We start from the raw sequence: 14475 nt of genomic DNA on the forward strand, positions 1-14475 counted from the left end.
GTGCATAAACTGGCGGCATGGATTCAGAGGAGCCGACCAACGGCTCACCGGCACGGTCTCCTGAGCGGACGCGAGCATCGCAGGGCCGCGGCGCCGTCTTCTTCGATCTCGACAAGACGGTCATCGCCAAGGCGAGCACGCTGGCGTTCAGCCGGCCCCTGTACAAGGGCGGCCTGCTCGGCCGCCGCGACGTGCTCAAGGTCGCTTACTCGCATATGGTGTTCCGCCTCGGCGGCTCCTCGGACGAGGAGCAGATGGCCCGCACCCGCGACTACGTCGCTCGGCTCTCGCGCGGCTGGCCCGCCGACCAGGTGCGTTCCATCGTCGACGAGACCCTCCACGAACTCATCGACCCGTTCGTCTACGCCGAGGCCGCCGCGCTCATCGAGGCCCACCGCGCCGCGGGCCGGTCGGTCGTCCTGGTCAGCGCCTCCGGCGAGGAGATGGTCGCGCCGATCGGCCGGATGCTCGGCGTCACCGACGTCATCGCCACCCGCATGGTCGTCGACGCCGAGGGCCGCTTCACCGGCGAGATCGACTTCTACGCCGCCGGTCAGGCCAAGGCCGACGCGATCAAGGACTTCGCCTCCGAGCGCGGCATCGACCTCGAGGCGTCCTTCGCCTACTCCGACTCCATCACCGACGAGCCGATGCTGCGCAGCGTCGGCTTTCCCCGCGCGGTCAACCCCGACCGGGGCCTGCGCCGCGTCGCGATCGAGGAGGGCTGGCCGCAGCTGGCCTTCCGTCGCCCGGTCGCGCTGCGCCCGGCCCTGTCCGGCCCGGCGCGACTGAAGTACGCCGCTGCGGGTCTGGCGGTGGCCGCTGGTGCGTATGTGGTCTGGCGCGTGTGGAGGGACCGGCGTCTCAGGACCGCTTGAGCAGCGCTTTCCCAAGGTGGGTAGCCTCTGCGAAATGGAACGCAAACAACCGGCCCGACTGGCCGATGTCGCTCGAGCCGCCGGCGTCTCGGTGGCCACCGCCTCGCGCGTCCTCAACGGCTCCCCGCACCGGGTGAGCGACCAACTGAGCGAGCGGGTGCGCGAGGCGGCACGCCGGTTGCGGTACGCCCCCAACGTGGGAGCGCAGGTCCTGGCCCGGTCCACTTCGCAGACCGTGGCACTGCTGCTGCACGACGTGACCGACCCCTACTTCGGGCAGATCGCGGGCGGCGTCCTGGAGGAGGCGGCCCGTCGCAACGTCCGCGTGCTCATCGCCGACACCGGCATCGACCCCGACTCCGAGGTGCAGCACCTGGACTCCCTGCGCGGCTACCGGCCGCGCGCGGTCATCGTCGCCGGCTCGCGGACCACCGACGAGGAGGCCGAGTCCAGGCTCGCCGACCACCTGTCCGATCTGCTCGAACTCGGCGCGACCGTGGTCAGCGTCGGGCAGCCTGGACTGCCCGGCCGGGTGGTGCGCCCGGCCAACCGCGAGGGTGCGGGCGCGCTGGCGCGGTACCTGGTCGACCTCGGCCACCGCGAGTTCGCGGTGGTGTCCGGGCCCGAGCAGCTCCAAGTGGTGCGCGAGCGCCGCGACGGCTTCGTCGGAGCGCTCCCGGCCGACGCGAAGGTGGTGCACGTCGCCTCCGAGTTCAGCCGCGACGGCGGCTATCACGCCGGGCGCGAGCTGCTGGAGCGCGCTTCGCTGCCGACCGCGGTGTTCGTGACCGGCGACGTCCAGGCCACGGGCCTGTGCTCGGCGCTGCGCGAGGGCGGCGTGCGGATTCCCGAGGAGGTCTCGGTGGCCGGCTTCGACGACATCCCGGTCGTTCGGGACCTGACCCCGTCGCTCACCACGGTGGCGCTGCCCTTGCACGACATGGGCGTCAAGGCGCTCGAGGCGGCGTTGGAGGAGGACGGGGAATTCCCCGAGGAGCTGTCGATCAGCGCCGAGCTCATCGAGCGCGATTCGACGGCGAGGCCCCGCGGGGAATAGTCGTTTCGGATTCGGGGGAGCGGTGGCGGCGTCCGCCGGGGCGTCGCGCGACTCGTGTGCATTGCGGCGCCGACAACGTTCGGACGCCTTCGTGAGTGGGGTTCGGGTCGGGGCTCGCCAGGGTCGACTTGTCGGAAAGCGGTATCGCAGACCTATATAGGCAACATCCTATAGGGTGTCATCCGCTGGGCGTACGCTGCGGGTCCGTCCCGTTCTAGATACTGAGATGTTCGTCACCAACACAGAGTGACGTCTATCTCACGCGAGGATTTGCAAACGATTAAATATTGGCGTACATGGATATATTGCCTGGTAGTCCGCGTCCGCCCCGTCGAAATCGGCCTGGCGGCGGAAATCGATCCGCAAATGGTGGTGGCCCAGTTGGTACGGGCGGCGTACTCTCGGCGTTAGATCTGGCGGGAGCCGTGGTGCAGCTCCTCGCTCAGTGACAAGGAACCGAATCCTTTGCGTGCCGGAAGCGTCGTCGTTACCGCCCGGCTACACCGCGAGGGCATATTCAGGGTTGGAACTGGATTGATGGCAGCGCGGCCTGATCCAGAGCCGACGCTGAACCAATCCGGAAGGAACACGATCATGGTGCGAGTCACCGCCGAGGCCGAGACGCCTGTGTCACCAGTGAGCGGCGAGACGATCTCCAAGGCCGACGCAGAACGCATCGCAGGTGTCCTCAAAGCACTTGCCGATCCGAATCGACTCCAGCTCATCAGCCTCATCCAGGCCTCTCCTGAACAGGAAGCCTGCGTGGCCGAGCTGACCGAACCGCTGGGCCTGTCCCAGCCGACCGTAAGCCACCACCTCCGCATCCTGGCCGAGGCCGGGGTCGTCCAGCGCGACAAGCGCGGGGTGTGGGCCTACTTCCGACTCGTCCCCGAGACGATGCGGATCGTCGCAGACCTGCTGACGCCCCCGAAGCGCCGTCGCCGTCGCTAGACCGAGCCGCCGCAGGGCCGCCCTCACCGGCTCTGGCGCTCGGTCGCCATCGGATAACTGAAAACGGGAGCTCGACTGGATCCGTGTCGGGTCATACACTTGTTACATGACCGGCCGACACCGCAGACCGCGACGTCTCTCGAAAGAGGGACGTCGCCTTCTCGGCGGTGCCGCGCTCCTGGCGGTCTTCGCGCCGGTGACCGTGTACACATTGAACGCGGCCATCGCCCACGTGCAGTCCTGCGGCACCGAGACCACGCTCACCGTGGCCGCGACCCCGGAGATCGCCCCGGTCCTGGAGACCTTCGTGGACCAAGGGGGCGGCGCGCCCTCGCGCGGTTCGGACGTGTGCGCCGACATCACGGTCCGCGCCGTGCCCACCAGCGAGATCGCCGACACCGAGGCCGACGTGTGGATCCCCGAGACGGATCTCGTCCTGGACATCCCCGAGACCGGCCTCGGCGAGCGGTGGGAGGTCTACGACGCCTCCACCGCCACCGGCGCAGTCGGTCTCGCGCTGCCCGAGGGCGTCGACCCCACCACCGTCAACCCCGAGACCGCCGAGGTCGCCCTCGAGGACCCCCGGAACGACGCGGCGAGCCTCATGTGGATCGTGATGTTCGGCGTGGACGAGGAGACCGTCGCCGGCGCCGAGAGCCCCGACGCCCACCCGGTCATGTCCGCCCCGGCGGTCGCGATGCTCGACAGCGCCCAGAGCTCTGGCCTCCAACCGCCCGCGGGCACCGTCCAGGTGGGGCAGTTCGAGTACCCGATGCTCGTCACCACCGACCTCGACGACGACCGCCGCGAGGCCGCCTCGAACCTGCTGCGCTCCTACGGCAGCCCCGACTACTCGGAGCTGCTCGCGAGCAACGGCTTCGGCCCGGCCATTCCCGAGGCGCCGGCTCGCAGCGACACGGCCGTCCAGTCGGTGCTGGAGGCATGGGACTCCTATTCGTCGACCTCGAGCGACTTAGCCTGGTTCAGCACGTCGTTGAGGATCGGCTGCGCCTCGGCCGACCGATCCGAGGCCACGTCTGCCACCGCCGACACGTGGAGGACCGTCTCGTCGTTCTCCACGAACACGCTCATCGACGCCTTCCACCGCCCGTACGGCTCGCGCACCGCGAAGCCGATGTCGCCGTTCTCGTAGGCCTGCAGGGGCTGGTTCGGCAGCTCCTCCTGGAGCGACTCGCGCGCCTGGTCGTGGCACGGCTCCTCGCACACCGCCCAGGTCACCGTCACCGTCGACTCACCGTCGGGCGCGGTGCACACCGCGAACCGCTCGCCGGGATCGCACTCGTAATCGCCCGGGACGCGGAAGGCGAAGGGCCAGCCCTCCAGCGCGACGACGTGCAGGTCCTCCTCGGCGCCGAACAACGTGCCCGCCACCGACAGCTCGGGAGCGTCCGCCTTCCAGCGCGGGACCGCCGGCTCCTCCTGACCTTCCTCGGCCGCGCCGTCGGATGCCCGCTCGGCGTCCTCGTCGAGGGCCGAGTCGGCCTCTTCCGCGGCCGGAACCGAGCCCTCCGACTCCTCGCCGGGGGCCATCGTCGAACGGATCAGCCAGCCGCCGAGCACGAGCAGCGCCACGATCAGCAGAACGCTGAGCACGCCGATGAGGATCGGCAGCGCCTGCGAACGCCGCTTGGGCGGGGCGATGACGACCTGGGGCGGCGACATCGGCGGCACCGAAGGCGGCCCCGCCGGGGACGCCGGCGCCTGCGGCCGGTGCGCGGCCGCGGCGGCTCCCACCGGCAGCGGCCCGGTGGCCGGGCCGAGCGACAGCAGCCGGTCCATGATCCGGTCGGCACCGCGCAGGCGCGGGTCGCGCAGCACCACCACGTACGGCTGCTCGGCTTCGAGGTCGGCGACCAGGATGGGCGCGTCCTCGGGCCCGGCGGTGGCGTACGCCCACGCGACGGTGTCGTACAGCAGCCCTCGCCGGGCGGGGTCCTTGGAAGAGGTCGAACCGAGGGTGAGGATCTGGACGGGGCGCCCGGTCTCGTCGACGCCTTCGCACAACTCGTAGGCTCCTTCGACCCGAGCGGTCGCGACATCTTTGTACGGTCCGACCATGCGGCTCATCGAGACCCTCCCTCCCACAGCTGGCTACCGACCAGTAGAACCGGCCCCCGCCGTGAGCGTGCGAGCCATCAGTTCCGCGAATTACCACTAAGTATGGCCCGGCCCCGCACATGGGGCGACACCAAGGTGGGACCGGTCCGAGAGCGCGGCCCCGGGCGTGGGCCGCAGGGATTCGGCCGGACGACCGAGGCGCGCGTACGGACGGGCCGACTACGCTGACTGCGTGACGATCTACCGCAGCACCGACGACGGCCCGGTCCCCCTCGACCCCGCTTCGCCCCACGGTGCGCCCCGAGCGGCGACCTCCTGGAAGTCCGCCCCGTTCTCAGCGATCCGCGGCGGCATGGTGGGCGCCGCCGAGTCCGTGCCGGGCATCTCCGGCGGGACCATCGCACTGGTGGTCGGCCTGTACGACGACCTCATCGACTCGGCCGGACAGCTGCTGCACGCATTGCGCACCACGGTCTCCGGCATCGCGCGCCGCCAGGGCGTCGGCGAGGGGCTGCGCTCGCTCAAGGAGGTCAACTGGGCGCTGCTGGTGCCGGTGCTGATCGGCATGGCCACGGTGCTGCTGCTGTCGCTCGCGACGATCGCGCCCCTGTACGAGTCGCATCCGGTGCCCATGCGGGCGCTGTTCTTCGGCATGATCCTCGTTTCGATCGCCGTGCCGCTGCGCATGATGCCGGACCGCTTCCGAGTCTTGGACGCCGTCCTGCTGGCGGTGGCCGCGGTCGCGGCCTTCTTCCTCACCGGGCTGCCCCCGGCCGAGCTGGACCGCCCGTCGCTGTGGCTGGTCTTCTTCGGCGCGGCCATCGCGATCAACGCGCTGGTCCTGCCTGGCGTGTCCGGTTCCTTCGTGCTGCTGGCGATGGGCCTGTACGTGCCGGTCCAGCACGCCGTCGAGGACCGCGATCTCGCCTTCGTCGGCGTCTTCGCGCTCGGCGCGATGGTCGGCCTGGGATCGTTCGTCAAGCTGCTGCAGTGGCTCCTGCACCGGCGCCGGCAGGCCACGATGGCCGTCCTCGCCGGGCTCATGGTCGGCTCGCTGCGATCCCTGTGGCCTTGGCAGACCGAGGAGAACGCCCTCCAGGCGCCCTCCGGTCAGGTCGTCGGCGCGATCCTGCTCGTACTCGTCGGCGCGGCGATCGTGTTGGCGGCGATGATCTGGGAGTCCAAGCTGCACAGGAAAGCACCGGTATAGGTCGACGGCGCCGACGACGGTCGCGCGAGCGGCGGGGATCCAATGTTTTCGAATTTCTTCGCGTCTGGGCGTAACCGCTCCCCCGTCTCTTCAGTTAGTCAGGGTGGCTGTACGACCGAGAGGTCGGCGGCCGGCGGCCGGAAGTGTCACCGGCCAGACAGAGACAGTGCGAGGGTTCTCGACCCGCGGGCATCCGGCCCGCGAGGTCGCGGCTGAGGGCCTGACCGGCCGGACGCCGAGCGTCCCCGCCGGCTCGCTGGACAACGACTGACAACACCGACAACCTGGTCCACACGGTGGTTCGTGCTGCGCTGCTTTCTCAGTCGCACGACACATGCCGTGCGGCCGGAAGAAAGGCAACACAAGCAGATGAAAACGCGCACTGTGCGTAAGGCGGCCCTCGTCGGAGGCATCGCCACGGGGGCTCTGCTGTTCTCGGGTTCGGCTGCTCAGGCCGCCGACACGGAGGTTGAAGAGGCCGGACTCGACACCATCAAGGCGGCTCCTGAGCTGCTCGGCGGACTGCCGGTCCCGACCGATTCCGTGCCCGGCCTGAACGCGGTCGTCCCGCCTCAGACGGCGGTGCCGGTTCTCGACAGCAAAGTCGACGACACGGTCAAGAAGACCGATGACAAGACGGACAAGGACGCTCCCGCGGACGCGGGCGGCTCGCCCGTCGGCGACCTGCTCGGCGACCTGGGCGGCGGCCTTCCGGTTCCGCTGCCGTTCTAAGCATCTCGCCACAGCGATAGGACACCGCTCGGACGCGGACGGCATCTACCGTCGCGCCGTTCGCGACGAGCGTGATCGGTCGGCGGGCGCACCCGGCGCCAAGGGCCCGGTCCCGGGTTGCCCGCCGACCAAACACAACTCTCCCGGTTTCGATGACACCCCGTTCCGACGAGTCCTGCTCGCCACCCGAACGCACACAAGTCACCGGAGCCGACGGAGCTTCACGGGGGATACGTGATGGAACAAAGAGAACGATTTCCCTGAAAGGTGACGGTTCGTGAACAATTCATGGGCACGTAAGACTGCACAGACCGGTGTTCTCGCTGCGGGGGCTGTCCTCGTGGCCGGCGCCGGGTCGGCTCACGCCGCCGGCCCCGACGTCGAGACGTCGGAGCAGGTCGGAGCGGTGTCGGGCAACCAGGTGATCGCGCCGATCCAGGCGCCCATCAACATCTGCGGCATCGCCGCCGCGGTCCTGGGCACCGCCACAGCGGGCTGCGAGGGCGGCGCCGAGGCCACCTTCGACGGTCCGGGCGGCGAGCTGTGGACCCACGGCAACACCGGCCTGGGCAACGGCAACCAGGCGTACGCGCCGGTCCAGGTCCCCACCGAGGTCAGCGGCATCGCCGCGGCCGTCGGCGGGGCGTCCGACGCCTGGTCCACCGGGGGCTCGAACGCCTCGGTCGCCGAGTCCGGCCGCCACGCCGAGTCCGGCGACGTGACGACCCAGAGCAACTACGGCGCGCTGTCGGGCAATCAGCTGCTCGCGCCGATCCAGGCCCCGATCAACGCCTGCGGCAACGCGGTCGCGGTCGGCGGCGTCGGCGACGCGGGCTGCGAGGGCGGCGCCGAAGCCGACTACGACGGCCCCGGCGGCGACCTGACCACGCAGGACAACGTCGGTCTGGGCAACGGCAACCAGCTGTACGCCCCGATTCAGGCGCCGATCAACGTGTGCGGCAACGCCGTCGCGGTCCTCGGTTACGCCAGCGCCTCGTGCGAGGGCGGCTCGGACGCCGACATCGACGAGCCCGAACACCACAGCCACAAGAAGGCCGGCTACACCGAGTCCTCGACCACCGAGGCGGCCGATGTGAACGTCAACGAGGAGCAGCTGCCCGCCGGCGGCGTTCCCGGGCTCGACACCGTGACCGACACGACCGGCGACCTGGCCGGCGGTCTCCCGGTGGTCGGCGGCCTCACCGGCGGCCTCGGCGACAACGTGACTCCCGAAGACGTTGTCTCCACGGCCACCGACACGGTCGCCGGCGCCACCGAGCTGGCCGGGGCCGGCCTGCTCTAGGTCCGGACCGCTCTGACGGCATCTTGATTGCGCCGCGACACTTCGGTGTCGCGGCGCAGTCTCGTGCCCACGCTAGTCGGCGGAGGCGACGCGTTCGACGAGCGCGGAGTTCATGGACTCGAATGCCTTGGCGGTGTCGGCGAGCATGCCGCTCATGGCCGGTACGAGGACACCGGTGAAGCGTTCGCCGTGGGTGAGGAGCGTCGAGCCGTCCTGTTGGGGTTCGAGCACGAAGTAGTGCTCGCCGTCGAAGAGCCCGCCGGGGCCGAGCCGGCCGAGCCAGCGGATCTGCCTCGCAGGGGAGACGCGGAGGACGGCGGGCTTGAAACGCTGGACTTTGCCGTCGGACCGCGTGAGCGTCACGTCGAGACGCTCGCCCTCGGCGAGCGTGCCGCTGATCGCGGTGATGAACGGGTTCCACTGGCCGTAGGCCGGGAAGTCGGTGAGGACCGACCAGACCTTGTGGGGCGGCGCGTCGATGCGGGCGCTGGTCTCGATCCGCCGGTCCTGGCGCAGCGCCCAGACGCAGTAACCGGCGATCAGGGCGACGACCGCCAGCAGGATGATGAGGAGGATCAAAGTCGCAACTTTCGTCTCGGGTCAGTTTCCCAGGTTCCACAGGCGCACGGTGCCGTCCAAGTGCCCGGTGATCGCGATCGTATACCCGTCGACGACGGTGGACGTCATATCGGTGACCATGTTGGAGGGGTCGTCCTCGTCGGTGAAGACGGCGAGTTCGGTGCCGCTGTGCAGGTCGTAGACGGCGGCGTCCGAGTCGTCGTCGTAGGCGAGGAGCGCGTCGCCGCCGTCGACCGTCACGGCCTCCTGGACGAAGTTGGCGTCGAGATCGCCCTCCCATGTGGCGGTGGACGCCGCGAAGTCGCCCGTCTCCAGGTCCCAGAGGAAGTACCGCTGCCGGCTGAGGACCATCGCGTGCGGCACGTCCTCGATGTAGACGACGCCCAGCGACTCGGGGGCGTCGTCGTCGGTCCAGTCGTCGGCCGCGTCGAAGGTCATGCCGGTGTCCACATTGACTTCGGTCTCGTAGAGGCGCAGTCGGCCTTCGGCGTCCACGGTCACCAGGCCGATGCGGTCTTCGAAGACGGCGAAGTTTCTGATGCTGTTGAGCTGGTCCTGGTTGAACGTGATGTCGCCGGTCACGTCGGTGCCGTTCTCGAGGTCCCACAGATACGACTTGGCCGAGTTCATCATGGCGTAGGTCGCGCTTCCGTTGTTGGGGCCGATGGTGTCGCGCACCACGGGGTCGTCGGAGGAGTAGCTCGCGCCCTCGTAGAGGCGCTCGTTCGTCGTCAAGTCGTCGGGCTCCCACGCGAAGAAGCTGCCGTCGGAGCCCATCGCGACGAGCTTCGTCCGCCCGTCGGAGAACGTCGTCTCACCGAGGATCTCGGTGGAGTCGGAGAAGGTGATGCCGTCCAGGTTGTCGCCGGACTCGAGGCTCCACATGTTGAGGATCCTGTCGGCGCCGGTCGTGTAGAGCAGCGGGCCGTCCTCGGTCTCGACGGCCTCCAAGGAGATGATCGCGCCGTCGTGGCCGTCGATCACCGGTTCGAGCAGGGCGAACGTCTCCGCGCCCTCCATGAGATCGCTCGTCGAGTCTTGCTCGTCGGCGGCGCCGTCGGGCCGGAAGACGAACATGAGCGTGGCCACGATGAGGATGTCGACGACGATCACGGCGACGATCATCTTGCGGCTGAACCGCTTTCGTTTGGCCTGTACCTGCGGGTCGGGCGGTACGGGCGGCGTTTGCTGCGGGCTCGGCTGCCCCGGCACGATGGTGAGGTCCGCCTGCGGCGGCAGGGTGGCCTGCGGTGTCACCTGCGCGTACCGCTGCGGCGGATACTGCGGCGTGGTCGGCATGAGGGGCGCCTGGGGCGTGACGGGCGACCGCACCGGCTCGGTCCACAGCACGCTGCCTTCGGCGACCACGACCTCCGGCTGGTCGAGCACGGTCGGGGCGACGCCGAACGCGCGGTGCAGCATCGTGGCGACCAGCGGCATCCGGCTGGCGCCGCCGACGAGGAAGACGCCCGCACTCAGTGACGGGTCGAGTCCGGCGGTTCGCATGACCGCCTGGGTGACGCGGATCGTCTCCTCCAGCAGCGGGGCGGCGATCTGCTCCAGTTCGGTGCGGGTCAGGTGGGCGTCGATCTCGAGCAGCGGGATCGAGAAGTCGGCGCTCTGGTGACGCGACAGGCGCTCCTTGGCGCCGCGGATCTCGTCGTGGAACTCGCGGAACGAGCGACGTTCCTCCACTGTGGTCGGCTTGGTGAGGCGCTGCCAGCCGTCGTGCCCGCCGTAGGTCTGGGCCAGGTGGTTCACGATCGCGGCGTCGATGTCGAGGCCGCCCAGGTCGTTGCGGCCGTCCAGCGCCACCGTCTCGAAGCCCAAGGCCGTGCGCCGCACCACGCTCGCGTCGAAGGTGCCCGCACCGAGGTCGTATACCACGATGGACGATCCAATGGCGATGTGGCGGTTGAGGGTCTGGGCGAAGTACGTCGCCGCCGCCACCGGTTCGGGCACCAGCCGCACCCTGCCGAGCCCGCTGCGCGCCGCGGCGTTCTCGATGATCTGCCGCCGTGCCGGTCCCCATTCGGCCGGAACGGTGATGGTGACCTGCCGAGGCGGGCCCACCACGCGCCGGCATTCGTCGGCCACCGCACGCAGCACCGCCGCGATGAGGTCGACGACGGCGAACTCCTGCTCGCCCAAGAGCACCGAGGCGCGGTCGATGTGTCGTTTCGGGTTGGGCTCGAACCGCTCGGGGTGTCGACGCCCGCTGTAGAGCGCGTCCCGCCCGACCATCACACCGCCGTCGGCGTCGGCGCACACCGCCGACGGCATGAGCGGCGCACCGTCGAAGAGGAGTGGGCGAACGCTCCCGTCCACCCGGCGGACGACGGCGATGGTGTGGGAGGTGCCGAAGTCGATGCCGAGTGCGGTTCCGGGTGGTAGGGAGCTCATGGAGCGATCGTAGCCAACGGCCGCGAGCGGGGAATATGGCGTTGAATTAGTATGGACATACGTCGTAATGTCGACGGACCCGCACCCGACGATGGGAAGCCCATGGCAGCACCCGCATACCTGGACGCATCTCGACCCGTGCCCGAACGCGTCGAGGCCATCCTGGCGCTCATGACCGATGAGCACAAGCTGAGCTGCTTCGGCGGCATTCCGGAGGGGCTGACGCTCACCGACGGCTTCACGCTCCCGAAGCTGGAGAACCGTTTCGCCGAGGTCCTCCACGGCTCCGGACACCACGCGAACGCGACCCTGTTCCCGCAGGCCATCGGCCTCGGCGCGACGTGGGACACCGAGCTGCTCGAACGCATCGGCGAGACCGTCTCCTACGAGATGCGCGCCCGCGACCCCGAGGTCCTGGCCGCCTTCGGGCCCGTCGCCGACATCCGCTCCAACCCCCTCGCCGGCCGCTACGAGGAGGGCTTCGGCGAGGACCCGCTGCACGTCGCCGAGATGGTCACCGCCTACGCCCACGGCCTGCGCGGACGCCACCCCGAGTACGTCCGGGTGCTGCCGCAGATGAAGCACTTCCTGGGCTACGACCACGAGTGGCACCGGCACCGCACCTCGGCGTCGATGAGCGTCCGAGCCCTCCACGAGTACCAGGCCGTCCCCTACCGCAAGCCCGTCGAGGCGGGCGCGGTCCTCGGCGCGATGACGGCCTACAACCTCGTCAACGGCGTCCCCTCGATCATCAACCCGATCATGGACACCCTGCGCGAGGAGTGGGCCCCCGGTGGGTTCATGTTCCTGCCCGACGGCTGGGACGCGGTCAACCTGAACACCACCAAGGGCGCGCCCTTCGACACGTGGGAGACGCCCGAGGGCCGGGACGTGCCGTATCCGAAGGCGCTCGCGGCCGAGGAGGGCCGCGAGATCGACCGCGAGGAGACCCTCGTCTACGCCTCGGCCCTCATGCTCAAGGCCGGACAGACGAACTTCCGCGACGGCTCCGATCTGCCGCTCGGCGAGGCCGCCGCCGAGGCCGTCCGCCGCGGACTGTTCGGGCTGACGATCGCCGACGCGGAGCAGGTCGTCCGCGACTGGCTGACGTTCCTCGTCCGCGCCGGGAAGCTCGACGGCGACGCCTGCCCGTACAACCTGATCGAGCGGAGCGACAATCCGCAGGACCGGCCCGAGTCGAAGGCGCTCGCGCTTCAGGCCGCGCGCGAGCAGCTCGTGCTGCTCAAGAACGAGGGGCCGGTGCTGCCGTTGCCGGCCTCGCCGCGCGTCGCGGTGCTCGGCCCGCTCGCGGACCTGAACCTGCGCGACTACTACAGCCCGCTGGTCCCCGACGATCGCCGCCTCACCGTGCTCCAGGCGATCACCGAACGCCTGGGAGCGGACAACGTCGTCCACCACACCGGCAACGACGTCGTCGCCTGGGCCGCCGACGGCGGCTACGTGAACGTCGCCGAGAACGGCGCGCTCGTCGCCGGCGGCGAGTCGATCGGCGAGGACGAGGCCTTCGAGGTCTACGACTGGGCGCACGACCAGTACATGTTCCGCCACGTCGCCTCGGGCAGGTTCGTCAGCGCGGACATCCTGCGGCACGACGACGGACCGGCGAGCTTCACCAACCAGGTCGGCGCGAGCGCCGGCGGCACCGGGCCGCACCTGCGCGCGATCGACGAGCGGATGGAGGACGCCAACGCCTGGTTCACCTTCCAGAACTTCCACTACCGCCACGTCGGCGACCAGGTCTCGATCTTCGGGCTCAACCACGTCGACGCCGACATCAGCGCCGCCGACGCGTTCCACGTCGGCCTCGCCGAAGACCGCTCGCTCCCGCTCGCCAAGGGCCAGCCGGCGATTCCGCTCACCGAGACCGTCGTCTCGGACGGCCCCGCGGCCGCCGCCGCGGCGGCGGCCGACGCCGATTACGCGGTCGTCGTGGTCGGGAACCACCCGCTCATGAACGCCCGCGAGTGCTTCGACCGCCCCGGACTCGACCTGGCCCCGCGCCAGGTCGACACGGTGCGCGAGGTCGCCGAGGCCAAGCCCGGCCGCACGGTGGTCGTGGTCGTCTCGTCCTACCCGCTCGCGATCGGCGACATCGCCGCCGACCCGAACGTGGCCGCGATCGTCTACACCTCCCACGCGGGGCAGGCGGCGGGAACCGCCCTGGCCGAGGCCCTCTTCGGCGACTACTCCCCGGCCGGGCGGCTCTCCTCCACCTGGCTTCCCGACGCACGCTCGCTGCCGCACCCGGGCCCCAAGACCGAGGAGTTCCGGGTCAGCGACGTCGACATGCTCGAGTACGACGTCATCTCGGCGGGCCTGACCTACCGCTACTCCGGCGCCGCCGCCGTCTACGGATTCGGGCACGGCCTGACGTACACGACCTTCGAGTACAGTCCTCTCGAAATGCCGAAGGAGGCCTCGGCCGAGCGGCCGTTCACCGTGGCCTTCACCGTGACCAACACCGGCGAGCGGCCCTCCGACGAGGTGGCGCTCCTCTTCGCCCGGTCGCTCGAACCGTCGTACGTCGACCGCGTCCCGCTGCGCCAACTCGCCGGCTTCAAGCGAGTCAAGGACATCGCGCCCGGCGAGCGGCGCCGCGTCGAGATCGAAGTGGATCCGGCCGACCTGTTCGTATGGGACGTGGTGAGCGGCGAGCGGATCGTCGAGACCGGCCCCTACGGCTTCTTCGTCGGCGCCGACTCCGAAGAAATGGAGACGATCATTCGCATCGAAGGCGAGACGATCGCGCCGCTCGACCTCTCCGAGACCCGCAATGTCTGGGAGGTCGCCACGATCAGCGAGGGCCTGACGTACTGGGAGGTCTCGAAGCGCAACACCCTCGCGCGCCGGGGCGGCTACCACTCGGTGGGCTCCAGGCGCCCGGGCGACCAGGTGGGCTTCACCAAGGTGGTGCTCGACGGGGCGACCGCGATCGAGCTGCGCACCGCGACCACCTCGGCCGACTGGGCGGACCTGTCCGACCCGGTGATCGAGGTCCGGACCGCGGGGGGTGAAGTCCTGGGCACCGTGCGGGTCCCGATCACCGGGAACCTCCAGAAGTTCGTGGACGTCGAAGCGAGCCTGGACGGCGCCGAAGGCGTGAAGGACCTCTACCTGCGCTTCAGGGCCGGCGGCGTCTACGTCGAGTCCATCCGGCTGCGCCGCTAACGGTCACGTCAGGGCGTGCGAGGGGCGGCCCCTCGCACGCCCTTCGTCGTGTCGCGGCGGGGGCATCAACCGATCGGTTGACCCGCGGAATCCA

General features: G+C 70.0%; 10 protein-coding genes. 7 read left to right on the forward strand and 3 right to left on the reverse strand.

What is annotated here, in order from left to right:
* Positions 1 to 17 precede the first annotated feature (17 nt).
* The 3 genes from ACYVK3_RS15020 (at position 18) to ACYVK3_RS15030 (ending at position 2886) form a co-directional block, all read left to right on the forward strand.
* Positions 18 to 878, forward strand: a complete 861-nt coding sequence (locus ACYVK3_RS15020) for an HAD family hydrolase (protein WP_460498146.1) — start codon at positions 18 to 20, stop codon at positions 876 to 878.
* A 34-nt stretch (positions 879 to 912) separates the two neighbouring features.
* Positions 913 to 1935: a LacI family DNA-binding transcriptional regulator gene (locus ACYVK3_RS15025; protein WP_460498147.1), complete on the forward strand. Its 1023-nt coding sequence runs from the start codon at positions 913 to 915 to the stop codon at positions 1933 to 1935.
* Positions 1936 to 2529: 594 nt separating this feature from the next.
* Positions 2530 to 2886 (forward strand): ArsR/SmtB family transcription factor, encoded by a 357-nt coding sequence (locus tag ACYVK3_RS15030; protein WP_460498148.1) that lies wholly within the window; start codon positions 2530 to 2532, stop codon positions 2884 to 2886.
* Positions 2887 to 3837: 951 nt separating this feature from the next.
* On the opposite strand, the gene ACYVK3_RS15035 is transcribed toward ACYVK3_RS15030, so the two are convergent.
* Positions 3838 to 4974: a hypothetical protein gene (locus ACYVK3_RS15035; RefSeq protein ID WP_460498149.1), complete on the reverse strand. Its 1137-nt coding sequence runs from the start codon at positions 4972 to 4974 to the stop codon at positions 3838 to 3840.
* A 223-nt stretch (positions 4975 to 5197) separates the two neighbouring features.
* Between ACYVK3_RS15035 and ACYVK3_RS15040 the strand changes: the two genes are divergently transcribed.
* The 3 genes from ACYVK3_RS15040 (at position 5198) to ACYVK3_RS15050 (ending at position 8210) form a co-directional block, all read left to right on the forward strand.
* Complete coding sequence (locus ACYVK3_RS15040; RefSeq protein ID WP_460498150.1) at positions 5198 to 6175, forward strand: DUF368 domain-containing protein; 978 nt, start codon at positions 5198 to 5200, stop codon at positions 6173 to 6175.
* Between the two features lie 339 nt (positions 6176 to 6514).
* Positions 6515 to 6907, forward strand: a complete 393-nt coding sequence (locus tag ACYVK3_RS15045) for a hypothetical protein (RefSeq protein WP_460498151.1) — start codon at positions 6515 to 6517, stop codon at positions 6905 to 6907.
* A 340-nt stretch (positions 6908 to 7247) separates the two neighbouring features.
* Positions 7248 to 8210, forward strand: coding sequence for a chaplin family protein (locus ACYVK3_RS15050; RefSeq protein ID WP_460498152.1), 963 nt, complete (start codon positions 7248 to 7250; stop codon positions 8208 to 8210).
* Positions 8211 to 8282: 72 nt separating this feature from the next.
* Here the strand turns inward: ACYVK3_RS15050 and ACYVK3_RS15055 are convergent, their stop codons facing one another.
* Positions 8283 to 8789, reverse strand: a complete 507-nt coding sequence (locus tag ACYVK3_RS15055) for an SRPBCC family protein (RefSeq protein ID WP_460498153.1) — start codon at positions 8787 to 8789, stop codon at positions 8283 to 8285.
* Positions 8790 to 8810: 21 nt separating this feature from the next.
* Complete coding sequence (locus ACYVK3_RS15060; RefSeq protein WP_460498154.1) at positions 8811 to 11192, reverse strand: Hsp70 family protein; 2382 nt, start codon at positions 11190 to 11192, stop codon at positions 8811 to 8813.
* 102 nt (positions 11193 to 11294) lie between these two features.
* On the opposite strand from ACYVK3_RS15060, the gene ACYVK3_RS15065 reads away from it, so the two are divergent.
* Entirely contained in the window at positions 11295 to 14381 is a 3087-nt protein-coding gene (locus ACYVK3_RS15065; protein WP_460498155.1) for a glycoside hydrolase family 3 C-terminal domain-containing protein, read from the forward strand.
* Positions 14382 to 14475 lie beyond the last annotated feature (94 nt).

The sequence above is a fragment of the Glycomyces tarimensis genome, assembly GCF_054776215.1.

Bases quoted from the DNA above. Each gene is read 5' to 3' on its own strand.
- ACYVK3_RS15020 (WP_460498146.1), top strand. From the start codon at position 18: ATGGATTCAGAGGAGCCGACCAACGGCTCACCGGCACGGTCTCCTGAG.
- ACYVK3_RS15025 (WP_460498147.1), top strand. From the start codon at position 913: ATGGAACGCAAACAACCGGCCCGACTGGCCGATGTCGCTCGAGCCGCC.
- ACYVK3_RS15030 (WP_460498148.1), top strand. From the start codon at position 2,530: ATGGTGCGAGTCACCGCCGAGGCCGAGACGCCTGTGTCACCAGTGAGC.
- ACYVK3_RS15035 (WP_460498149.1), bottom strand. From the start codon at position 4,974: ATGAGCCGCATGGTCGGACCGTACAAAGATGTCGCGACCGCTCGGGTC.
- ACYVK3_RS15060 (WP_460498154.1), bottom strand. From the start codon at position 11,192: ATGAGCTCCCTACCACCCGGAACCGCACTCGGCATCGACTTCGGCACC.
- ACYVK3_RS15065 (WP_460498155.1), top strand. From the start codon at position 11,295: ATGGCAGCACCCGCATACCTGGACGCATCTCGACCCGTGCCCGAACGC.